The following is a 21,228-nucleotide window of genomic DNA, read 5'->3' on the forward strand; positions in this document are numbered from 1 at the left end:
TCCGGAACTAAGTACAGGTCTGACCCATGCGTCGCGTCGTCATCACCGGTCTCGGGTTGGTAACCCCTCTCGGCACGGGCGTTGAGCACTCGTGGAAACAGCTGCTCGACGGCAAATCGGGCATCCGCGCCATCGACACCTTCGACGTGTCCGACCTGCCGGCCAAGGTCGGCGGCTTGGTTCCCCGGGGCGACGGCACGAACGGCACGTTCAACCCCGACCTGTCGGTCCCGCCCAAGGACCAGAAGAAGATGGATGATTTCATCGTCTACGGTATCGCCGCGGCGGCCGAGGCGGTGAAGGACAGCGGCTGGGAACCGCAGACCGAAGAGGATCGTGAACGCACCGGCGTCATGATCGGCTCCGGTATCGGCGGCCTGTCCTCCATCTATGAAACGTCGCTGCTGCTGGCCGAGAAGGGCCCGCGCCGCATTTCCCCCTTCTTCATTCCGTCGGCCCTGATCAACCTGGTCTCCGGCCATGTCTCGATCATCCACGGCTTCAAGGGGCCGAACCATTCCGCCGTCACCGCCTGCTCCACCGGCGCGCACGCCATCGGCGACGCCGCGCGCCTGATCATGTGGGATGACTGCGACGTCATGGTCGCCGGCGGCGCCGAGGCCGCCATCAACCGTTTGGGCGTGGCCGGCTTCGCCGCCGCCCGCGCGCTGTCCACCGGCTTCAACGAGACCCCGGAAAAGGCCTCGCGCCCCTATGACAAGGACCGTGACGGCTTCGTCATGGGCGAGGGTGCCGGCGTCGTCGTCCTGGAAGAGCTGGAGCACGCCAAGGCTCGCGGCGCCAAGATTTATGCCGAGGTCGTGGGCTATGGCCTGTCGGGCGACGCCCACCACATCACCGCCCCGGCGGATGATGGCAACGGCGGCTATCGCTCCATGGCCATGGCGCTGAAGCGCGCCGGCATGACCCCGGCCGACATCGACTATGTCAACGCCCACGGCACCTCCACGCCCCTGGGCGACCTGATCGAGTTGGGCGCCGTGAAGCGCCTGTTCGGTGAGGCCCTCAACACCGCCTCCATGTCCTCCACCAAGTCGGCCACCGGCCATCTGCTGGGGGCGGCCGGTGCCATCGAGGCCATCTTCTCCGTGCTCGCCATCCGCGACCAGGAAGTGCCGCCGACGCTGAACCTGGACAATCCGTCCGACGAGTGCGCCGGTGTCGACCTGGTGCCGCACAAGTCGAAGAAGCGCCGGGTGCGCGCGGCCCTGTCGAACTCCTTCGGGTTCGGCGGCACCAACGCCTCGCTGATCGTCAAGGAATACACCGGCTCGTGACCGACAAGGTTCCGGCCCCGGGACCTCAATCCCGGCCCGCGTCTTCCCTGGGCCGCCGTCTGTTCCAGGCGGCGGCCTTGGTCGTTCTGGTGTCGGCGGCGATGGCCTGGATGGGCTATCATCGGTATGTCGATCCCGGCCCGCTGGCCCAGGAAAGCATCGTCGTCGTCTCGTCGCGGGGCGGCTTGCAGGCCATGGGGCAGACGCTGGCGGAGGCCGGCGTGGTGCGCGGCGACATCGACCTTATCGCCGCTGTGCGTATCAGCAGCATACTGGGCGCGGGCAGCCAGGTGCTGAAGCCCGGCGAATACGCCTTTCCGGCCCATGTCTCGCTGAAGGATGTGGTCGCGCTGCTGCGCAGCGGCAAGACGGTGGTGCACCGGCTGACCATTCCCGAAGGCCTGACCTCCGCCCAGATCGTGGCGTTGATCGAGGCGGAGCCCGCCCTGTCAGGCACCATCAAGGACAAGCCGGCTGAAGGCAGCTTGCTGCCCGAAACCTACTTCTTCGGGCTGAACTATGGCCGTGCGCAGATGGTGGAGCGCATGCAGGCGGCCATGCGCAAGACGGTGGACGAGATCTGGCAGGCCCGCGCGCCGGATGTGGCGCTGAAGTCGCCGGAGGAGATGGTGACCCTGGCCTCGCTGGTGGAGAAGGAAACCGGCGTCCCGGCCGAGCGGCCCCATATCGCCGCCGTTTTCTATAACCGCCTAAAGCTGGGTATGCGCCTGCAGTCCGATCCCACGGTCATCTATATCCTGACCAACGGTGCCGGGCCCCTGGGCCGCACGCTGACCCATGCCGATCTGGCGGTGGCGTCACCTTACAACACTTATGCCGTGGCCGGCCTGCCGCCCGGCCCCATCGCCAACCCCGGCCGCCAGGCCCTGCGCGCCGTGGCCAACCCGCTGGCCAGCGACGATCTCTACTTCGTCGCCGACGGCAGCGGCGGCCACGCCTTCGCCGCCACCTTGGCGGAGCACAACCGCAACGTCGACAAATGGCGCGACCTGCGGGAGAAGGCGCAGCGGTAAGGATTTATCCCGCCAGCACGATGGCCTCGTTGCCGTAGAGCGCGGACAGCAGGTCGGCGGTGGTGACCATGCCCACCAGGCGGCCGGTTTCGTCCACCACCATGGCCTCATGCGCGCCGGCGGTCATGGCCGGCAGGATGTTGACCACCGGCGTGCTCGCCAGGGCGGCCACGGCCGGCTGCACCAGGCGGCGGATGCCTTGACGGCCAGCGACGCTGGCGGGCTGCGGCGGCACGACGCCCAACAGGCGTCCGGTCTCGTCCGTCACCGGCACGCTGCGCATATGATAGTCCGCCATCAGGCCGCGCACCGTCGCCACCGTATCCTCCGGCCCCACCGCCGCCGGGACGCGCGACCGGATGTCGCCGCAGCGGATGTCACCGTGGCGCCGCTGATAGGCCCGCGCCTCCACCTGGCGGAAGACAGCGTCCAAATCGTCGCGGTCGACGTCCAACTGCTCCCCATAATGCGCCAGCACCTGGTCCAGGTCCGCGATGGTGTAACCGGCGTTGTTGCGCGCGGTCGGGGTCGGCTGGGCCGGGGCGACGTGGGGATAGCGATGGCGGGTCAGGTTGTTGAAGGCCAGGCCCATGGTGATCAGGATCGCCGTGTTCGCCGCCACCGGTGCCAGGATGAAGCTGAAGCCCGCCGCGTGTATGACGGGGCCGCCCAGTACCGCCGTCAGCGCCACGGCCCCGCCCGGCGGGTGCAGGCAGCGCAGGAGCGACATGCCCAGCACGGCCAGGGCCACCGCGCCGGCGCCCGCCATCACCGGGTCCGGGATCAGGCGCGCGCACACCACGCCCGCCAGCCCTGACACCACGTTGCCGCCAAAGACAGCCCAGGGCTGGGCCAGGGGGGTGGCCGGGGCCGCGAACACCAGCACGCTGGAGGCGCCGATGGGCGCCACCAGATAGGGCAGGCCCTGTCCGTCACCCAGCCACCAGCGGCTGATGAGCGTGGTCAGCAGGATGCCCAGCAAGGCCCCCGCGACGATGCGGATGCGCTCCACCGGCGGCAAGGCGGGCTGGGTGGCGCGGAAGGAGCGCAGATAGGGATGCATGGCGGACCGGGAAGCGGGAATGAGAAGGCAAATAAGATGTACAAGTTAGTCATCTTACAAGCCGTCTGTATCACGTCCCCGGCATGCTGTGAATGTCACCGTCTCTGCCAGTTCCCTTATGCCGGGCCCCCATTTCCAGACGCCTCCTCACTCCAGACGGTTCAGCAGCGCGATGTCGCTGGACACCTCATCCATGTTGCGCTGTTGGCTGGCGACCATCGTGCCCAGGGATTCCAGGGTCCGCTCTATCCGGGCGGTATTGTCGAACACCTCGTTCATCTGCCCAAAGACGCCGCGGTAGCGGTCGTGGGCACTGGCGAACTGGTCGCGCGCCTTCTGGATGTGCTCCCCCAGGGTGGCGAGGTTGGTTTCCATGCCCGCGATGTTGGCCTGGGTCTTGCCCAGGGTGGTCTTGGTGTCGGTGGCCAGCTTCTTTACCTCCGTCGCCACCACCGCGAAGCCGCGGCCGGCCTCACCGGCGCGCGCCGCCTCGATGGTGGCGTTCAGCGCCAGCAGGTTGGTCTGGCCGGCGATGGTGTCGATGATCTTCAGCACGTCGCGCAGGCCGGTCATGGCCTGGGCCATGCGGCCGAACTCCGCCGCCAGGGTGCTGGTGTCGGCATTGTCCTCCGCGGCCTTCTGGCTGGACATCACCACATCGCGGATGCGGTTGATGGTCTGCCGGATCTCGTGCGTCTCCTTCAGCACCTGGTCGAAGGCCTCGCCCAGGCCGGCGCTGGCGTTGAAGTGGTCGATCAGCCGATGAATGATGCCCGACCGCAGGCTGTTCATCAGTTCCGCCCGCTTCAGCGTCGTGTAGGTGAAGTAGTTGACGAAGCTGGCATAGTGGATGGGAAAATTGTCCACGATGGCGTCGTGGAAGGGCTGGCCCGGCACCTGTTCGAAGAAGACCAGGGCGCTCAGGGTCTGGTTGATGTTGACGCCCAGCAGCTCCCCGAAGGTGGAGAAGCCCGCCGTGGGCGCGGTCCACAGGCCGGTCAGACCGCCCAGTTGCTTGTCATTATTCAGCCGACGCAGGATGCAGTCGTTCAGAAGGACGGCGACGGGGGCCGGCTTGTCGCGCAGGAAGGCCGCCACGTCCCGCCGCGTCTGGTCGACGAAGTCGGTGGCGCGCAGCAGCAGCAGTTCATCGCCCGTGTTGACGTCGCAGAAGAAGCTGACGACGCCGCTGTCGGCATCGACGGCGGCGACGGAGCGCACGAACAATTCGTCCCCGATCTCGATGCCGAAGGTCTGGCGTCCCAGGGTGTCGAGCACGCGGGCCGGGGTGGTCTTCAGGGTGCGTGCCAGCACATCGGCGAAACGGTCCACCCGGCCGGTGGCGGGGTCGATCACCGCGCTCACGGTGCGGCGGTCGGGATCCGCCTCCGCGACCACGAAGCGGGTGGGCGTGCGCTCGAAGTTCTGGCTTTTCAGCACGCCGTAATGCTTGCCGGGCGCCAGTTTCAGGAAGGCGATCACGGCACGGTTTTCCAGCACCCGTCCGTCCGCGTAGAGGTAGGTGTTCTTGAAGTCCAGTTTGCCTCCGGCCGACCCCCCGACGAACAGGCAGGGGAAGCGGCGGCTGGCGTACACCGCCTCCATGAAATAGTTCTCGCTGTTGGACAGGCCGTCGATGAAGGTCAGGGCCAGTGTGTCCCGATAGTCCACCGCGAAGGCGGGCTTGACCCCGGCCAGGCCCTCGCCGATGCGGGCCACCCGCTCTTCCCGCGTGCGCGACGGCTTCCCTTGCCGGATATCCTCATTGCACAGCGGTGCCGTGTGGATGCTGACGCCGGCGAACAGGTCGGGGGAGAAGACCTGGACGACGCTGGTGGACCACCGGTCACCGGCGGCACAGTAAAGGGGCCCTGTCTGGCCGGTGCCGCCGCACAGCTCCCCCGCCGTGGTCATGGCCAGCAGCGGCGTGCTTCCCGCCAGCCGGCGCAGCGCCTCCACCTGGCGTTGGAAATCGAGGTGCGGCGAGATGAACGCCAAGGCGAGCGCCGCCGGCCGCTCCCCGAAGCGGAAGGTGCCCGCGTCCAGGCCGTCCAGGCGTTCGTTGGTATTGATCACCCGGACCAGGGCCGCGCCGGCGGCCACGCTGCCGGGCTGCGCGGAGGGGAGGGCGGCGGCGGTTGGCAGCGACATGGGGGGCTTCCTCCAGATTCGGGGTCCAGCAAAGCGGCCCCGTCTGCGCGGGGCTTCGTCGAAAGGCATGGCGGCTTGGGGCGCCGCTCCTCCCAGCAGGCCACAAACATGTAAACGAAGCGTTAAATGTCGACGTGTCGCCGTGCTGGAGAGGTACCTGCAACTTAATGATTTTGTTGATAAATTACTTTCAGATGCCGCCCTTGGGACAGGGTGGCGCCGGGGATAAAAAAAGCCCACCCCTCCGGTGAGGAGGGATGGGCACGGGCGGACGCTAGGGTAGGGGCCGGGTGGATGGGAGCCGCACCCGGGCAGTCAGGAACGCCGCCCGATGGAAGGATCGAGATGAAGGGATAACGCTGAAGCCGCTCAGTTCAGCGGGGTCTGGGCATGGCCCACCGCGGCCGCCAGATGGGCGACGCATTGGTGATGGTCGGTGCCGCCCGGGGTATGCCCCATCTCGGCGCAGGCCCGCGCTTCGGGCTGCGGCTGCCGGGCCGCGGTCGCCTGGGTTTTCAGGCTTTCGACGCAGGCGGCGTAGTCCACGTTGGCCGGGGCCAGGCCCAGGGTGTCGCGGCAGACGCGGCGGGCCGCGTCGGTCTGGGCCGCCGTGATGGTGATGGTCGGCGCCTCGGCGGTGCCTGCGGCGTGGGCCATGCCCAGGGGGGCCGCCAGGGCGGCCAGGACGGGGATCAGGGCCAGGGTCTTGGTCATTTTCATGGTTTCCTCCTCGTGATGGGTAAGATCTGATGCGTAAGGTCTTGAGGGATGGGGGTCAGCCGTGGCTGACCTGAAGCTTGGCGGCGAAGGCCTGGTGGCGGGCGACGTCGCCATCGTCGATGACCACCCGCTCGCCCTGGGCGCGCCGGCGGTCCATCCAGCCGCTGATCAGTTCGGCGCAGGTATGGTCCATGAACCACAGGGACCGCAGGCGCAGGGTGACGCGGCGGGTGGGCGGCAGACTTTCCAGCGCCTGGGCCAGGCGGGGCAGTTGCACCAGGCTGGCGGAACCGGACAGCACCACCTCCCACTCGCCTTCCTCCCGTTCACGGGTGACCACCAGCAGCCGCAGGCGGCGCACCTGGGGCAGCAACTCGATGAGGCTGAGGCCCAGGCCCACCAGCACGCCGGTCAGCAGGTCGGTGGCGACCACGGTGACCAGGGTGACGGCCCAGATGGTGGCGGGCAGCACGCCGTAGCGCTCGAACAGGTGGCGGGCATGGGCGACGCTGACCAGGCGATAGCCGGTGACGACCAGCACGCCGGCCAGGGCCGACATGGGGATGGCGCGCAGCAGCCAAGGCAGCAGGGCCACCGCCCCCAGGATCCAGACGCCATGCAGGATGGCGGAGGTGCGGCTGACGGCGCCGGCCTGCACGTTGGCGGAACTGCGGACGATGACACCGGTCATGGGCAGGGCGCCGGCGAAGCCGCAGAGCAGGTTGCCCACGCCCTGGGCCGTCAGTTCGCGGTTGTAGTTGGTGCGCACGCCATCGTGCATGCGGTCCACCGCCGCCGCCGACAGCAGGGTTTCGGCGCTGGCGATGAAGGCGATGGCCACCGCCATGATGATCAGCTTGGGCTCGAACAGGCCGAAGCCGTTGGCGACGTCAGGCGGCTGGATGGCCGCCCACAGGCTTTCCGGCACCGCCACCTTGGCGACGGGCAGGTTCAGCAGCGTGGCGGCCAGGGTGGCGGCGACGACGCCCACCAGGGCGCCCGGCACCAGGCGCAGGCGTTGCGGCCGTGCCCATTCCCACACCAGCATGGTGGCGATGGTCAGCAGGCCCAGGCCCAGCGCCGCCTCCGCCGCTTCCCCACTGAACGGGAACAGGCCGAGATAGGCGGCGGGGGCGGCCAGGATGTTGGCCAGGCCCCCCGCCTGTGGCTTGGCGTCCAGCATGACGTGCAACTGGCCCGCCACGATCAGCACGCCGATGCCGGCCAGCATGCCGTGAACCACGGCGGGGGAGATGGCGCGGAACCATTGCCCCAGTTTCAGCATGCCCGCCGCCATTTGGATCAGGCCGGCCATGATCAGCACCGGCCCCAGGGCGCCGATGCCGGCGTCGCGGATCAGTTCGAAGACGATGACCGCCAGGCCAGCCGCCGGCCCACTGACCTGCAAGGGGGAGCCAGCGAACAGGCCCACGATGATCCCGCCGATGATGCCGGTGATCAGCCCCTTTTCAGGCGGCGCGCCGGAGGCGATGGCGATGCCCATGCAGAGCGGCATCGCCACCAGGAAGACCACGATGGACGCGGGGAGGTCCCGCGCCAGCGTGGCGGGAAAAAAACGGTGCATGTTTCCAATCCCTTCTACAGGGGCCCTTTTCGGGCGGCCGCTTATTCGGCGGCTGTGACGTGGGCCGCGTGATGGGCGCAGCAGGGATCGGCGACCGCGCGGCGCATGCCGCGCACGGCCACCTGCAGCGTCTGGTTCCTATCCCCCACGGGCAGGAACGTCCCCGTGTCGCCGTCGAGCGCCAGGATGTGTCCGTTCTCCAGGTCGAAGAACCAGCCGTGCAGGTTTAATTGGCCGGAGGCCAGCTTGGCGGCGACGGAAGGATGGCTGCGCAGGTGGTTCAACTGGGCCACCACGTTTTCCATGGCCAGCACGCGGGCGGCCTCCGCCTCGGGCAGCAGGCTGTACGCCTCGCGCAGCACATGGCGGGCGCTTTCGGCGTGGCGCAGCCAGGCGGCCACGTTGGGCATGTCCTTCAGCGCCTCCGGCTTCAGCAGGGCCTTCATGGCGCCGCAGTCGGAATGGCCGCAGACGACGATGTCATTCACCCCCAGCCCCACCACCGCGTATTCGATGGCGGAAGAGACGCCGCCGTTCATTTGGCTGAAGGGCGGCACGATGTTGCCGGCGTTGCGGCAGACGAACATCTCGCCCGGGCCGCTTTGGGTGATGATCTCCGGCACCACGCGGCTGTCGGCGCAGGAGATCACCAGCGCCTTGGGCTGCTGCCCGTGGTGGGCCAGCTTGCGGTACAGCGACCGCTGTTCGGGGAACACAACGGATCGGAAATGCGACACGCCGTCGATGATGCTGTCCATGATGGGAAGACCCTCGCGTTTCAGTCGGTGATCCCCGGCCGGACGGCGGCGGGCGTGATGCCCGAATAACCGTCCCCGTTGGGGGCCCCCTAGACCTAACGCCCGAGTTTTTCCCGGATACGTTTCGATTATGACAAAGTGTGTCCGGCGATCTTTTGGGTCGGCTTCGGAGGCATCTCATCCTGTTTCGGTATCGTAATGATAACCGTCAGGCCGCCTTCCGGACGATTTTTGAGGGCGATGCTGCCGCCCTCCCGCGTTACCGCTTGGCGCGCGATGGTCAGGCCCAGGCCCGTGCCCCCTGTCCCTCGGTTGCGGGATTCCTCCAGGCGGTGGAACGGCTCGAACACCGCCTCGAACTGGGCCTCCGGGATGCCGGGGCCATCGTCGCTGATCGACACGACCGCGGCCCTGGCGGTGTCGCGCACCGCCACCCGGGCGCCGCCGCCATAGGCGATGGCGTTGTTGATGATGTTGGAAAAGGCGCGCCGCATGCCCAGCGGGCGCAGGGTCAGGGGTAGCCGGTCCGGCCCGTCATACCGGGCCGCGTGGCCGGCGTCGACGGCGCTGTCGACCAGGGTGGACAGCAGGGCCGGCAGGTCGGTGCGGCGCGGCCGCTCGGGGTCCTCCTCCCCGCCCAGATAGTCCAGCAGGTCGTTGACCATGCCTTCCATCTCATCCAGGTCACTGTCGAAGGCGGCGCGCTCCTCCGCGCCGGGCAGGAAGCCCGCCCGCAGGCGCAGGCGTCCGATGGGGGTGCGCAAATCGTGGGAGACGGCGGCCAGCGCCTCCGTCCGGCTGGTGATCAAGCGGTCGATGCGCCGCTGCATGGCGTTGAACGCCAGGGCGACGCGCCGGATTTCCTGCGGGCCGCGGGCGGGGATGAAGACGGGGGGCCCATTGCCCACCGCGTCCGCCGCCTTCACCAACATCTTCAGGGGGGCCGCCAGCGTCTGCACCAGGAACAGCGCCATCAGCAACACGCCGATGGACAGCAGGGCGATGGACCCCAGTTGGGCATAGAGGACGGGAACATAGGCCGGCAGGTCGGTGGCGCCGAAGCGCAGGATGCTGCCGTCCGCCAGCCGCAGGTCGCCATCGAAGGTCTTGGATGGCGTTTCGGTGCCCGTGCGCAGCCGCAGATCCAACCCCGCCAGCGTCGGCCGATGCTCGATCATCTCATGGCGCAGCAGCCAACTGGCGGGATTGTCGCCCTGGCTGGCGCGCTCCGCCGGGTTTGGCACCCAGGTGAAGGCGAGGAAGGGGGAGGACAGGGAGTCCGCGACCGCCGCGCGGCGCTCCGGCTGGATGGCCGACAGCACGTGGCCCGCCGTCTCCACCTGCTCCGCGATGTGCCAGGTCTGGGTTTCGTCGCCATAGTCCTGTTCGGCCTGGGCCAGGACGATGGCGTTGCCGATGACGGCCAGCAGCACGGCGCCGAACAGCACGACGCCCAGGCGGCCGATCAGGCTGCGCGGCCACAGATGCGCCCAACGATGGACAAACGGCGGGGTCATAGGACGGCCACGTCGGCGGTGAAGATGTAGCCGACCCCCCGCACCGTGCGGATCAGCCGGTTCTCATCCCCCAGCTTGCGCCGCAGCCGGCTGACCAGCACGTCGACGCTGCGGTCATTCACCTCGCCCAGGCGGGCGCGGGACAGTTCCAGCAGCCGCTCCCGGCCGATGACGCGTTGCCGGTTTTCCAGGAAGCTCACCAGCAGGTCATGCTCTGCCCCCGACAGGTCGACCGCCACGCCCTCGGGGTCGGTCAATTCCCGCCGCCGCCGGTCCAGGCGCCAACCGGCGAAGACCATGACGTCCTGGGGGGTGGAGCCGATGGAGCCGGCGCCGTTGCCGTTGTTGGCGGCGCGGCGCAGCAGGGCGCGGATGCGGGCCAGCAACTCCTTGGCGCGGAAGGGCTTGGGCACGTAGTCGTCGGCGCCCATCTCCAGCCCCAGCACCATGTCGATCTCCTCGCCATGGGCGCTGACCATGATGATGGGCACCTGGCTGGTCCGCCGCAATTCCCGGCAGATGTCCAGCCCGCTCTGCCCCGGCAGCATGACGTCCAGCAACACCAGGTCGTAGCTGCCCTGGCCCAGGGCGTCGGCCATGTCGCGGCCGTCCCGCACGCCGGTGGCCTCGAACCCGTTTTCCTTGAGCACCCGCAGGATCAGGGTGCGCATCGCCGGGTCGTCCTCGACCAGCAGGATGCGCGCGATGGATAGGCTGTTCATCGGGCTTAAATAAGGGCCGGGCGCCATCTTTCCAGGGGCGGCGTGCCCGTCCATGCTGCATATGCACAGAAGTTGAGGGGACTCAGAAGTTCGGGCCGGCTCAGGCCTTCTTCTCCCAACCCTTGTCGGTCTGCTGCCAGTAGGTGAGGTCCAAGCCGGCCTCCTTGGCCGCCTTCCAGCGCTGCCGCGCAGCGGCCACCGCGTCGGGGTCGATGCCGTCGAAGATGTCGCAGACGCGGACGTAGTCGGTCATGCGCGCGCTGGTGGCGCCGTCGGTCAGGAACAGCACCTGGGCGTCGTTGGGCCGCTCATCCACCACCGTCAGCCAGATGGGCTGGTCGGCGGCGTGGCCATCCTTGGCCGTGCCGTGGGGCAGGAAACTGTCCGGCCGCCAGGTCCACAAATGCTGCGCCAGTTGTTCCGACCGCTCCTCCATGGTCGACAGCACCACCGCCCGCCAGCCGCGCGCCAGCGACCGCTCCAGCAGGTCGGGCAGGGTCTGCTCCAGGCTGCTGCGCTGCAGGTGGTAGAAGTTGACCTCGGTCATGGGGGCGATCCGCGCGGCAAGAAAAAGGGGGCGGCCCTTGGCTGAGCCGCCCCCGATCTTACCCTGACCGCGAAGGCTTTTGTCAGCCTTCGTAGTGGTCCGCGACCAGCCGGTCCAGCAGACGGACGCCGTAGCCGGTGGCGCCCTTCGGCACCGTGCCGCCGTCCTTCTTGCTCCAGGCCGTGCCGGCGATGTCCAGGTGGGCCCACGGCACGTCGTTGACGAAGCGCTGCAGGAAGACGGCGCCGATGATGCTGCCGGCCTTACCCGGGCTGCCAATGTTCTTCATGTCGGCGACGTCGCAGTCGATGTCCTTGTCATAGGCGGCCCCCAGTGGCAGGCGCCACAGGGTTTCGCCCGTCTTCAGGCCGGCGTCGGTCAGACGCTGCGACAGTTCGTCGTTGTTGGAGAACAGGCCGGCGTGCTCGTTGCCCAGCGAGACAATGATGGCGCCGGTCAGGGTGGCCAGGTCGACCATGAAGCGCGGCTTGAACGTCGCCTGGGTGTACCACAGGGCGTCGGCCAGGATCAGCCGGCCCTCGGCGTCGGTGTTCAGCACCTCGATCGTCTGGCCGGACATGGTGGTGACCACATCGCCGGGGCGCTGGGCGTTGCCGTCGGGCATGTTCTCCACCAGGGCCACCACGCCGACGACGTTGGCCTTGGCCTTGCGGCCGGCCAGGGCGGCCATCAGGCCGATGACGGCGCCGGAGCCCGCCATGTCCCACTTCATGTCTTCCATGCCGGCGGCCGGCTTGATCGAAATGCCGCCGGTGTCGAAGGTGACGCCCTTGCCCACGAAGGCCAGGGGGGCGGCACCCTTCTCGCCGCCGTCCCAGCGCATGATCACCAGCCGCGGCGGGCGGGCCGAGCCCTGGCCCACGCCCAGCAGCGCGCCCATGCCCAGCTTCTTCATCTGCTTCTCGTCCAGCACCTCGACCTTGACGCCCAGCTCGGTCAGGGCCTGGCAGCGCTCGGCCAAGGTTTCGGGGTAGATGACGTTCGGCGGCTCGGACACGACGTCGCGGGTCAGGAAGACGCCGTCGGCGACCTTGTCCAGCTTGCCATAGGCCTTCTTGGCGGCGGCATGCTCGGCGGTGGCCAGCGTCAGCTTCTTCAGCGTCGGCTTCTGGTCCTTCGGTTCCTTGGTCTTGTACTTGTCGAAGCGATAGGAGCGCAGGCGGGCGCCGTAGCCGACATGGGCGGCGAAGGCCGCCGGCGACAGCACCAGGCCGTCATGGCCGTCCAGCACCAGCGTGGCGTCGGAGTCGCCGGCGCGGGCCAGGCTGGCCGCGACCGTGCCGCCCAGCGATTGGGCCGCCAGATCCGTCACCTTCTCGGCGGCACCGATGCCGACCAGCAGGATGCGCGAATACTCGGTGCCGGCGGGCGCCAGCAGGGTCAGCGTCTCGTCCGCCTTGCCGGTGTAGCGGCCCGCCTCCATGGCGCGGGCCAGCGCGCCGCCGGCCTTCTGGTCCAGCTCGGCGCCCAGGCTGCCCAGCCCGCGGCCCTGCGATACCGTGATGGCCAGCACGCCGGACTGCGGCAGGGCGTTCTGGGCGTAAGCGATCTTCATCTTGCCTCTCTTGGTGGTCCCTTGGGACGGCGGCGCCCACGCGGCGCCTTTACCCCGTCCGGATGGCTTCGCCTTATGGCGTTCCTAGTCCTATACAGGATTTCTCAATGTTGTTCGTCAACGCTCGAAATCCAGTCCTTTTGTCCCTGGCGGTTGTTTCCGGAGACGGGAGTCGATAAGAACAGCGTACCAAGCCCTGTGGGCGGGGTCCCACTACGGCTGCCCTCTTTCGGGGGCCGGGGCAAAGCGCCCTGGTTTCGCCAAATTGTGGGGCCCTATAGTGGCCGGGCCAAGGGCGTGCCTCAGGGTGCGTTCGCGGTGCCGGATGGCGGAATGGGGGACGCCCTTTTGGCTGGCGCCGGTTCCGTCTTTTCTTGTTGTGGAGCACGATGAATCTGATCGGCCGGTATTTGTCGCGCAACCTCGTCGTGGCGATGATTTTCATCACGGCCGGGTTGTCCTCGACCATCTGGATGACGCAATCGCTGCGCCTGATCCAGCTGGTGGTCGAGGGCGGGGCGCCGATCACCATGTTCCTGCGCCTCGCGTTCTCCACCCTGCCGACCTTCCTGGCGCTGGTGATGCCCTGGGGCGTGCTGATCGCCACGCTGTTCACCTACAACCGCCTGACGCTGGACAGCGAGCTGGTGGTCATGCGCGCGGCCGGCATGGGGCCGCTGACCCTGGCCCGGCCCGCGCTGCAGCTGTCGGCCATCGTCCTGTTCCTCTGCCTGTTGCTTAACCTGTTCCTGGCGCCCGCGGCCCAGCGCGAGTTCGTGCGCCTGCGCGAGGAGATCCGCACCGACTATTCCTCCGTCCTGCTGCGTGAAGGCACCTTCAACGACGTGGGCGAGGGCAAGACCGTCTACGTCCGCCAGCGTGGGGCGGAGGGGATGCTGAGCGGCCTGATCATCTATGACAGCAGCAAGCCGCAGCGCCCGGTGATGACCATCGCCGACCACGGCATCCTGGTGACGGCGGAGGCCGGGCCCCGCGTCATCGTCTATGACGGCGTGCGCCAGGAATATGACCGCGACACCGGCCACGCCTCCAACCTGGAATTCAAGCGCTACACCGTCGACCTCAAGGTGCTGAACGCCGGGGAGGCCCCGCGCTGGCCCGACCCGCGTGAGCGGACCTTGAGCGACCTGTTGTTCGATACCGGCAACCCCACGGATACCCAGTTGCGCCCACGCCTGAACCAGGAACTGCACCAGCGCTTCGCCACGCCGCTGCTGGCGCCGGCCTTCGCCATGATCGCGCTGACGGCCCTGATGTCGGGTGAGTTCTCGCGCCGCGGCCAGGCCCGCCGCATTTCACTGGCCGTGGTGTGCGGCATGTTGCTGCAGGCCATGATGCTGGGCATCTCCAACCTCGCGGTCAAAACCCAGCTTTTCAACGCCGTGCTGTATGTCGTCGGCATCGCCCCGGTGCTTGTCGGTTATTGGTATCTGCAGAACTGGCGCCGGGTGAGCCGCGGAGGCCCCCGCAAGGCGCCCCCGCCGCTCGGTGGCCCGCCCCTGGATGGATCATTGGGCGGAAAGGTGGCCTGACATCATGCGCATCTCGCCCACGCTGTCCGTCTACATCACCCGGCAATTCGTCTTCTGGTTCCTGGTCATCCTGGGGGGCATGCTGGCGCTCGTCCTGCTGTTGGACACGGTGGAGCTGTTGCGCCGTGCCGCCGCCAAGACCGACGCCACCTTCCAGATCGTCCTGGGCATGGCATTGCTGAAGCTGCCGGAGATCGGACAGCAAATCTTTCCGTTCGGCGTGCTGTTCGGCGCCATGTACACCTTCTTCCGCATGACCCGCAGCGCGGAACTGGTGGTGGTGCGCGCCTCCGGCATTTCGGTCTGGCAGTTCATGACGCCAGTGCTGCTGACCGCCATGACGGCCGGCATTCTCAACATCACCCTGCTCAGTCCCGTCTTCGCCACCATGCTGACCCGCTATGAGCAGCTGGAAAGCCGTTACCTGCGCGGACAGCAAAGTTCGCTGGACGTCGCCCGCTCGGGCGTGTGGCTGCGGCAGGTGCAGGAGGGGGAGAACGGCAACTACCTGATCCATGCGGAGTCGGTGGGGCCGGGCAAGCCGGTGAACCTGCGCACCGTCACCATCCTGTTGTTCAACGGCACCGACCAGATTCCCGTGGGCCGCCTGGATTCGGATACGGCGGAATTGCAGAAGGGGCAGTGGGTGCTGCGCAACGCCTGGCTGAACCGTCCGGGCCGGCCCACCCAGCATGTCGACGTCACGGCCTTGCCCACCGACCTGACGGAAGCCCGCATCCAGGAAAGTTTCGCCCAGCCCGACACCCTGTCGTTCTGGGAACTTCCTGGTTTCATCCAGACCCTGGAACAGACCGGCCTGTCGTCGGTGCGGCACCGCATGTATTACGAATCGATGCTGGCCGTGCCCGCCTTCTTCTGCGCCATGGTCTTCCTGGCCGGCACCTTTTCCCTGCGCCACGCCCGCCGCGGCGGCACCTTGCAGATGCTGGGCACCGGCCTGGTGACCGCCCTGGTGCTGTTCGTCAGCCAGAACATCATCCAGGCGCTGGGGCGCAGCGGCGTGTTGCCGGTGTTCCTGGCCGCCTGGGCGCCGGCGGGGGTCTGCCTCATGCTGGGTGCCGCCGCCCTGCTGCATCTGGAGGATGGTTGAGCGGCCGCGCCGTGGCGCGCGGCGGCCGTTTGCCTTCCCCCATCCTTGGCACTATAAGTTCCGTTCCCTGCTTTTCCCGGTAAGGTCAGATGATCCAATTCTCCCGCCGTTCCGCCGCTGCCGTGCTTGCCTTTGGCTTGGCGCTGACCACCAGCCTGGCCACGCCCGCGCTGGCGCAGTTGGCCGGCCCCCGGACGGCCAACGCCGCCAACGGCCTGGCCGTGGGCCCGCGCGTCAGCGCCACGCAGGGGCAGCAGGAGGAGCGTATCGTCGCCGTGGTGAATGACGAGGCGATCTCCCAGACCGACTTGGCCGGTCGCATGCGCCTGGCCATCGTCAACACGGGCCTGCCCGACACGCCGGATGTGGAGCAGAAGCTGAAGCCTCAGGTGCTGCGCCTGCTGATCGATGAGAAGCTGGAACTGCAGGAGGCCAAGAAGCAGAACCTGGTGGTGACGGATGAGGAGGTGGACCGGGAGTTCGCGCGCCTCGCCAAGCAGAACAAGGCGGCCTCGCCGGAAGAGTTCGCGGCCACCCTGGAACGCAGCGGGGTTCCCGTCGCCGCCCTGAAGGACCAGATGCGCGCCAACATCGCCTGGAACAAGGTGGTGCAGCGGCGTATCCGTCCCACCATCCAGGTGAGCGATGAGGAGATCGACACCCGGACCCAGCGCATTATCGCCAACGCGGGCAAGCCAGAATACCTGCTGACGGAGATTTTCATCTCCGTCGACAATCCCAAGCTGGACCAGGACGCCCACCAGTTGGCCGACAAGCTGGTCGGCGAAATCACGCACGGCGCCAATTTCGCCGCCGTCGCCCAGCAGTTCTCGCAGAGCGCCACGGCGGCGGCCGGCGGCGACATGGGCTGGGTGCAGCAGGGCCAGCTTGAGCCGGCGCTGGACCGCGCCTTGCAGCGCCTGCCCACGGGCCAGGTCTCGGTGCCGCTGCGCGGCGCCGGCGGCTATTACATCTTCCTCGTGCGCGACGAGCGCACCGTCACCGGCGGCGATCCCAACGACATCCAGGTGTCGGTGGGCCAGGTTGTGGTGCCGGTGCCGCCCGGTGCCGACATCCAGGCCCTGGGCCAGACCGTGAAGAAGATCGGTGACACCTCGCACAGCTGCGAGGCTCTCGCCGCCGCCGCCAAGGCCAACCTGCCGGGCTCCACCACTCGCGCGCAGCCCATGACCCGCCTGGGTGACATCCCGGGTGAGCTGGCCAAGCTGATCGGCCGGCTGGGCGTCGGCCAGGCGACCGATCCGCTGGAAACCCAGGCCGGCCTGATGCTGCTGATGGTCTGCGATCGCAAGGTGCCGGAGGGCAGCGCCCCGCCGCGTGACCAGGTGGCCAACATGATCGGCGGCGAGCGCATGGACATGCTGCAGCGGCGCAACCTGCGCGACCTGCGGCGGGCCGCCACCATCGACATCCGTAGCTGAGGGGCGGGGGGCGACAGCCCCCCGATCCGTTTAATGACCGCGCCGCTTCCTTCGTCCCCCTTGCCCCTGGCCCTGACCATGGGCGAACCGGCCGGCATCGGCGGCGAGATCGCCTTGATGGCCTGGCGGCTGCGGCGTGACCGGGGAATCCCGCCCTTTTTCCTGATCGACAGCCCGGACCGCCTGTTGGCCCTGGCCCACGCCACCGGCCTGGACGTGCCGGTGCGGGAGATAGCCGATCCGGCCGATACCGCCGCCGTCTTCGCCGACGCCCTGCCGGTGCTGCGCCAGGAGTTGACCGCGCCGGTGGTGTCCGGCCAGCCGGACCCCGCCAACGGCGCCGCCGTCATCGCCAGCATCGACCGGGCCGTGGCCTTGGTGCGGGCGGGGCGGGCGGCCGCCGTCGTCACCAACCCCATCCAGAAAAGCAGCCTGTACGCCGCCGGCTTCCGCCATCCCGGTCACACCGAATATCTGGCCCACCTGGCCGGGATGACGGAGGAGCCGGTGATGCTGCTGGAGGGCGGGGGGCTGCGCGTCGCCCTGGCCACCATCCATGTGGCGCTGAAGGACGTGCCCGGCCTGCTGACGCCGGCGGTGCTGCTGCACACGGCGCGGACGACGTGTCAGGCGCTGCGCCGTGATTTCGGCATTGCCCAGCCGCGTCTGGCCGTGGCCGCCCTGAACCCCCATGCCGGGGAGGGGGGCGCCATGGGGCGGGAGGAGATCGAGATCATCGCCCCCGCCGTCGCCGCCTTGCGGGCGGAGGGACTGGCGGTCACCGGCCCGCTGCCGGCCGACACGCTGTTTCATGCCGGCGCCCGCGCCGCCTATGACGCCGTCCTCTGCCAGTACCACGACCAGGGCCTGATCCCGTTGAAGACCCTGGATTTCGAGACCGGGGTCAACATCACCCTGGGCCTGCCCTTCATCCGCACCTCGCCGGACCACGGCACCGCCCTGTCGCTGGCGGGCACGGCCCAGGCCAGCCCGTCCAGCCTGGTGGCGGCCCTGTTGTCGGCCGACCGCCTGGCGCGGCAGCGCGCCCAGTCCCCCGCTTGATCCCTTCCCGTTCCAAGATCGCCCCATGACCAGCCTTGCCCATCTGCCGCCGTTGCGCGACGTCATCGCCCGTTTCGACCTGGGCGCCCGCAAGGCGCTGGGCCAGCACTTCCTGCTGGACCTGAACCTGACGGCCCGGGTGGCCGCCGCCGCCGGCGACCTGGCCGGCGTCACCGTCATTGAGGTGGGGCCCGGCCCCGGGGGCCTGACCCGCGCCCTGGTGGAAAGCGATGCCAAGGCGGTGATCGCGGTGGAGCGGGACAGCCGTTTCGTCGCTGCCCTGGCCGATGTCGTTGAGGCCGCCGCCGGCCGCCTGACCATCGTGGAGGCTGACGCGCTGGCGGTGGACATGACCGCCATCGCCCCGGCGCCGCGCGCCATCGTCGCCAACCTGCCCTACAACGTCGGCACGCCCATGCTGGTGGGATGGCTGCGGCAGATCCGGGAGTTCCGCAGCCTGACGCTGATGTTCCAAAAAGAGGTGGTGGAGCGCATCGTCGCCGTGCCGCGCACCAAGGATTACGGCCGCTTGGCGGTGATGAGCCAATGGCTGGCCGAGGCCCGCCTGGTGTTCGATATCCCGCCGCAGGCTTTCTCCCCACCGCCCAAGGTCATGTCGGCGGTGGTGCACATCACCCCGCGCGTCCTTCCGGACGACGCCCCGTCCTTCAAGGATATGGAACGGGTGGTGGCAGCATGCTTCAACCAGCGCCGCAAGATGCTGCGCGCCGGCCTGAAGGGCCTGGTGGCGCAGCCGGAATCCCTGCTGGAGGCGGCGGGCATCCCGCCAACGGCGCGGGCGGAGGAGGTGGACGTGGCGGGCTTCGTCCGCCTGGCCCACGCCTGGCGTGCGCATCAGGACGCGCAGGGCTGATTGCCCCCGGATATTCCCGATGGTGGTGCCCCCTCCGCTTGGCATGCGGTGGGCGGGGGGCGCCCATGTCCGCTGATCTGCGCGTTTATGACGCCCGTCACTCCCGGCTCGGCTTCGCTTCGCTAGATTTGCGATACGGAACGAGCTGAAATTTGGGGATGACGCCATGACCAAGGCCATCAATCACTGGGTGCACCGCCTGCTGCCCACCCGTCTGTTACCCACCCTGGGCGTTTTGCTGCCCATCGCCGCCTGCACCGGCGCGCCGGACCATGATTATGTCCAGGTGGCCGATGAAAATCCCGCCTTCTCCAGTTGCTCGCTGTCGGCGTTCGATCTGTATCCCGGTGCGGAGCAGGGCGCCCAGCGTGCCGACCATCTGAACGCCTGCCTGGCTGGCCGCCAGGCCAATGCCTACGACCAGGTGGCTGTGGCCCGTATCCACAGCTTCTAAGGCATTTCCCTAGCTTCCGGGCGTCATCCCGCCCCCGATCCCCGCGCCGCCTTGGGTGGCGTGGGGTGGTACAGGCGCCAGACCCGCCGCATTTGCCGGGTCGAGGCGAAGCCCGCGCGCTCCGCCACGCTTTCCATGTCCAGCCGCGTATGGCCCAGCAATTGGGCCGCCAGCGCCACCCGCAGCCGGTTCACATAGTCCGGCAGGGTCATTCCCGCATGGTCGTTGAACAACCGCGACAGATGGCGGGGGCTGGCCCCGGCCACCGCCGCCAGTGTCTCCTGCGTCCAAGGATGCGCGGGGTTGGCGGTGATGGCGTCCTGCACCCGGTGGACCGCCGGATGCACGTGGTTGCGCCCCTCCAGCCAGGCGGACAATTGCGGATCGCCGCCCGCCCGCCGCACATAGACCACCAGGGCGCGAGCGGCGGCCAGGGCCACGGCCGGCTCCAGCAAGGTGGCGACCAGGTGCAGCATCAGGTCGATGCCGGCGGTGACGCCGGCGCTGGTCGCCACCTTGCCATCTTCGACATACAGCCGGTTTTCCAGCACCCGCGCGTGCGGAGCCAGCCGCGCCAGCGTTTCACAGTCGCTGTGATGGGTGGTGCAGGACCGCCCATCCAGCAGACCGGCGCGGCCGGCCAGCAGGGCCCCGGCGCAGATGCTGACCAGCCGATGGCTGGCCTGGACGCGGCTCCGCAGCCAGTCGACGATGGCCTGATTGCCCGCCTCGACATCGGTCGCTTCCGGCCCCGCGTCCCCCATCATCTGTTCCACCGAACCGACCACCATCACCATGGCGTCGGCCGGCAGCGTTTCGGGCAAGGGCTCCACGCCCGACACCGTCAGGCCGATGGATGTGATCAGCGATGCCGCCGGACCGACATAGCGAACGGCGAAGCGCACGTCGTCCTGCTCCACATTGGCCCGGCGCAGCACCTCCACCGGCCCCGCCACGTCCAGCAGCAGCGTGCGGGGCGGCAGCACCACATAGACGGGCAGGGTGGTGGGAGTGGCGATCATGCGTCGAACGCCGTCGTGACGGTGGCGATACGGGCGAAGCGGCCGTCCAGCACCAATTCCGTGGCGGCCTTGATCTCCGCCGTGGGCCAGACGCGGCCGTGCGCGTCGGTCATGGGGAAGGTCAATGTCGCCTCCGTCACGTAGGTGACGCCGAAGCCCAGGTCGGAGGCATGGCGGGTGGTCGTCTCACAGCGCTGCTCCGTCCGCACGCCGGAGATGATGACCCGGCGGATGCCGTGGCTGATCAGCCAGACGTCCAGCCCGCTGCCGACCAGGGCGCTGTGCCGCGCCTTGTGGAACACCGCGTCAGGCGTGATGTCCAACCCCTCCAGCGTGCGGATGGTGCCGGACGCCAGGCTGAACGGTGCCTCGCCATCCACGTGGAAGATCTGGACGACGGGGACGCCGCGCGCCTTGGCGCCATTAATCAGCGCCTGCTGCGCCGGGCGATAGGCATCATACTCAGCGTCCACCCAATAGGGCCGATGGCGGAAGGACTCCTGCGCGTCGATGACGATCAGGGCGGTGGGGGTTGCCATAGGGTTCATGAGGACTATTTCCTGCCATCAGGGTTGGGCGATGGCTTGGATGCTAGCCCCCAACCTAGCACGGGATAATGGGCTTGGCGGACAAAGATGGGACAGTTTACGCCATCGTATATGGCGCGCAGCAGCCCGGCAGCCGACGAGTGCCGGGTACATCACGAAGGTTGCGGCGAGGCGGGGTTCTTGCCAGGCTG

At 68.5% G+C, this 21,228-nt stretch carries 19 protein-coding genes; 8 read left to right on the top strand and 11 right to left on the bottom strand.

All coding sequences use genetic code 11. From position 1 onward, the window contains the following. The first annotated feature begins 26 nt into the window (after positions 1–26). Both fabF and mltG read left to right on the top strand, forming a co-directional pair. Complete coding sequence (gene fabF, locus FBZ90_RS07620; protein ID WP_145730647.1) at positions 27–1,298, top strand: beta-ketoacyl-ACP synthase II; 1,272 nt, start codon at positions 27–29, stop codon at positions 1,296–1,298. Next, positions 1,295–2,332 carry an endolytic transglycosylase MltG gene (mltG, locus tag FBZ90_RS07625; protein ID WP_145730649.1) on the top strand — a complete coding sequence of 346 codons (1,038 nt, stop codon included), beginning with the start codon at positions 1,295–1,297 and terminating at the stop codon, positions 2,330–2,332. Before fabF ends, mltG begins: the two co-directional genes overlap by 4 nt. A gap of 4 nt (positions 2,333–2,336) precedes the next feature. Here mltG and FBZ90_RS07630 read toward each other — a convergent pair whose 3' ends face one another. The 9 genes from FBZ90_RS07630 to FBZ90_RS07670 form a co-directional block, all read right to left on the bottom strand. Continuing rightward, entirely contained in the window at positions 2,337–3,395 is a 1,059-nt protein-coding gene (locus FBZ90_RS07630) for an HPP family protein (protein ID WP_145730651.1), read from the bottom strand. 147 nt (positions 3,396–3,542) lie between these two features. Continuing rightward, the gene (locus tag FBZ90_RS28630; RefSeq protein WP_145730653.1) at positions 3,543–5,546 is read right to left on the bottom strand and encodes a methyl-accepting chemotaxis protein; all 2,004 of its coding nucleotides are present in this window, start codon (positions 5,544–5,546) and stop codon (positions 3,543–3,545) included. Between the two features lie 369 nt (positions 5,547–5,915). Continuing rightward, complete coding sequence (locus FBZ90_RS07640; protein WP_145730655.1) at positions 5,916–6,266, bottom strand: hypothetical protein; 351 nt, start codon at positions 6,264–6,266, stop codon at positions 5,916–5,918. A gap of 55 nt (positions 6,267–6,321) precedes the next feature. Then, entirely contained in the window at positions 6,322–7,851 is a 1,530-nt protein-coding gene (locus FBZ90_RS07645; RefSeq protein ID WP_145730657.1) for a SulP family inorganic anion transporter, read from the bottom strand. 41 nt (positions 7,852–7,892) lie between these two features. Then, positions 7,893–8,609, bottom strand: coding sequence for a carbonic anhydrase (locus tag FBZ90_RS07650; protein WP_145730659.1), 717 nt, complete (start codon positions 8,607–8,609; stop codon positions 7,893–7,895). A 128-nt stretch (positions 8,610–8,737) separates the two neighbouring features. Further along, on the bottom strand, positions 8,738–10,126 hold the full coding sequence (locus FBZ90_RS07655; protein WP_145730661.1) for an ATP-binding protein: 1,389 nt from the start codon (positions 10,124–10,126) through the stop codon (positions 8,738–8,740). Then, on the bottom strand, positions 10,123–10,848 hold the full coding sequence (locus FBZ90_RS07660) for a response regulator transcription factor (protein WP_145730663.1): 726 nt from the start codon (positions 10,846–10,848) through the stop codon (positions 10,123–10,125). Before FBZ90_RS07660 ends, FBZ90_RS07655 begins: the two co-directional genes overlap by 4 nt. A gap of 100 nt (positions 10,849–10,948) precedes the next feature. After that, entirely contained in the window at positions 10,949–11,395 is a 447-nt protein-coding gene (locus FBZ90_RS07665) for a DNA polymerase III subunit chi (RefSeq protein ID WP_145730665.1), read from the bottom strand. An 82-nt stretch (positions 11,396–11,477) separates the two neighbouring features. Continuing rightward, positions 11,478–12,971 (bottom strand): leucyl aminopeptidase, encoded by a 1,494-nt coding sequence (locus FBZ90_RS07670; RefSeq protein ID WP_145730667.1) that lies wholly within the window; start codon positions 12,969–12,971, stop codon positions 11,478–11,480. A gap of 389 nt (positions 12,972–13,360) precedes the next feature. On the opposite strand from FBZ90_RS07670, the gene lptF reads away from it, so the two are divergent. The 6 genes from lptF (at position 13,361) to FBZ90_RS07700 (ending at position 19,467) form a co-directional block, all read left to right on the top strand. After that, positions 13,361–14,524, top strand: coding sequence for an LPS export ABC transporter permease LptF (gene lptF / locus FBZ90_RS07675; RefSeq protein WP_145730668.1), 1,164 nt, complete (start codon positions 13,361–13,363; stop codon positions 14,522–14,524). Positions 14,525–14,528: 4 nt separating this feature from the next. Continuing rightward, positions 14,529–15,635 (top strand): LPS export ABC transporter permease LptG, encoded by a 1,107-nt coding sequence (gene lptG, locus FBZ90_RS07680; protein ID WP_145730670.1) that lies wholly within the window; start codon positions 14,529–14,531, stop codon positions 15,633–15,635. Between the two features lie 89 nt (positions 15,636–15,724). Next, on the top strand, positions 15,725–17,077 hold the full coding sequence (locus FBZ90_RS07685) for a peptidylprolyl isomerase (protein ID WP_145730672.1): 1,353 nt from the start codon (positions 15,725–15,727) through the stop codon (positions 17,075–17,077). Between the two features lie 33 nt (positions 17,078–17,110). Further along, positions 17,111–18,139, top strand: a complete 1,029-nt coding sequence (gene pdxA / locus FBZ90_RS07690) for a 4-hydroxythreonine-4-phosphate dehydrogenase PdxA (protein WP_145730674.1) — start codon at positions 17,111–17,113, stop codon at positions 18,137–18,139. A 25-nt stretch (positions 18,140–18,164) separates the two neighbouring features. Continuing rightward, a complete protein-coding gene (rsmA, locus tag FBZ90_RS07695) occupies positions 18,165–19,013 on the top strand; it encodes a 16S rRNA (adenine(1518)-N(6)/adenine(1519)-N(6))-dimethyltransferase RsmA (RefSeq protein WP_145730676.1) in 849 nt (282 codons plus the stop codon). Between the two features lie 166 nt (positions 19,014–19,179). Then, positions 19,180–19,467, top strand: a complete 288-nt coding sequence (locus FBZ90_RS07700; RefSeq protein ID WP_145730678.1) for a hypothetical protein — start codon at positions 19,180–19,182, stop codon at positions 19,465–19,467. A gap of 23 nt (positions 19,468–19,490) precedes the next feature. Here the strand turns inward: FBZ90_RS07700 and FBZ90_RS07705 are convergent, their stop codons facing one another. Beyond that, the gene (locus tag FBZ90_RS07705) at positions 19,491–20,489 is read right to left on the bottom strand and encodes a GlxA family transcriptional regulator (protein ID WP_145730681.1); all 999 of its coding nucleotides are present in this window, start codon (positions 20,487–20,489) and stop codon (positions 19,491–19,493) included. Beyond that, the gene (locus FBZ90_RS07710) at positions 20,486–21,037 is read right to left on the bottom strand and encodes an isochorismatase family protein (protein WP_246130211.1); all 552 of its coding nucleotides are present in this window, start codon (positions 21,035–21,037) and stop codon (positions 20,486–20,488) included. Before FBZ90_RS07710 ends, FBZ90_RS07705 begins: the two co-directional genes overlap by 4 nt. Between the last annotated feature and the right edge of the window lie 191 nt (positions 21,038–21,228).

This window comes from Nitrospirillum pindoramense (genome assembly GCF_007827955.1).
Lineage (GTDB): Bacteria > Pseudomonadota > Alphaproteobacteria > Azospirillales > Azospirillaceae > Nitrospirillum > Nitrospirillum amazonense_B.

What these genes read in the sequence shown, in the direction of transcription:
- pdxA (WP_145730674.1), top strand. Translation starts at nt 17,111, where the DNA reads ATGACCGCGCCGCTTCCTTCGTCCCCCTTGCCCCTGGCCCTGACCATG.
- FBZ90_RS07710 (WP_246130211.1), bottom strand. Translation starts at nt 21,037, where the DNA reads ATGAACCCTATGGCAACCCCCACCGCCCTGATCGTCATCGACGCGCAG.
- FBZ90_RS07685 (WP_145730672.1), top strand. Translation starts at nt 15,725, where the DNA reads ATGATCCAATTCTCCCGCCGTTCCGCCGCTGCCGTGCTTGCCTTTGGC.
- FBZ90_RS07655 (WP_145730661.1), bottom strand. Translation starts at nt 10,126, where the DNA reads ATGACCCCGCCGTTTGTCCATCGTTGGGCGCATCTGTGGCCGCGCAGC.
- FBZ90_RS07660 (WP_145730663.1), bottom strand. Translation starts at nt 10,848, where the DNA reads ATGAACAGCCTATCCATCGCGCGCATCCTGCTGGTCGAGGACGACCCG.
- lptF (WP_145730668.1), top strand. Translation starts at nt 13,361, where the DNA reads ATGAATCTGATCGGCCGGTATTTGTCGCGCAACCTCGTCGTGGCGATG.
- FBZ90_RS07670 (WP_145730667.1), bottom strand. Translation starts at nt 12,971, where the DNA reads ATGAAGATCGCTTACGCCCAGAACGCCCTGCCGCAGTCCGGCGTGCTG.
- fabF (WP_145730647.1), top strand. Translation starts at nt 27, where the DNA reads ATGCGTCGCGTCGTCATCACCGGTCTCGGGTTGGTAACCCCTCTCGGC.
- FBZ90_RS07640 (WP_145730655.1), bottom strand. Translation starts at nt 6,266, where the DNA reads ATGAAAATGACCAAGACCCTGGCCCTGATCCCCGTCCTGGCCGCCCTG.
- FBZ90_RS07705 (WP_145730681.1), bottom strand. Translation starts at nt 20,489, where the DNA reads ATGATCGCCACTCCCACCACCCTGCCCGTCTATGTGGTGCTGCCGCCC.
- FBZ90_RS07700 (WP_145730678.1), top strand. Translation starts at nt 19,180, where the DNA reads ATGACCAAGGCCATCAATCACTGGGTGCACCGCCTGCTGCCCACCCGT.
- FBZ90_RS07630 (WP_145730651.1), bottom strand. Translation starts at nt 3,395, where the DNA reads ATGCATCCCTATCTGCGCTCCTTCCGCGCCACCCAGCCCGCCTTGCCG.
- FBZ90_RS07665 (WP_145730665.1), bottom strand. Translation starts at nt 11,395, where the DNA reads ATGACCGAGGTCAACTTCTACCACCTGCAGCGCAGCAGCCTGGAGCAG.
- lptG (WP_145730670.1), top strand. Translation starts at nt 14,529, where the DNA reads ATGCGCATCTCGCCCACGCTGTCCGTCTACATCACCCGGCAATTCGTC.
- FBZ90_RS07650 (WP_145730659.1), bottom strand. Translation starts at nt 8,609, where the DNA reads ATGGACAGCATCATCGACGGCGTGTCGCATTTCCGATCCGTTGTGTTC.
- FBZ90_RS07645 (WP_145730657.1), bottom strand. Translation starts at nt 7,851, where the DNA reads ATGCACCGTTTTTTTCCCGCCACGCTGGCGCGGGACCTCCCCGCGTCC.
- FBZ90_RS28630 (WP_145730653.1), bottom strand. Translation starts at nt 5,546, where the DNA reads ATGTCGCTGCCAACCGCCGCCGCCCTCCCCTCCGCGCAGCCCGGCAGC.
- rsmA (WP_145730676.1), top strand. Translation starts at nt 18,165, where the DNA reads ATGACCAGCCTTGCCCATCTGCCGCCGTTGCGCGACGTCATCGCCCGT.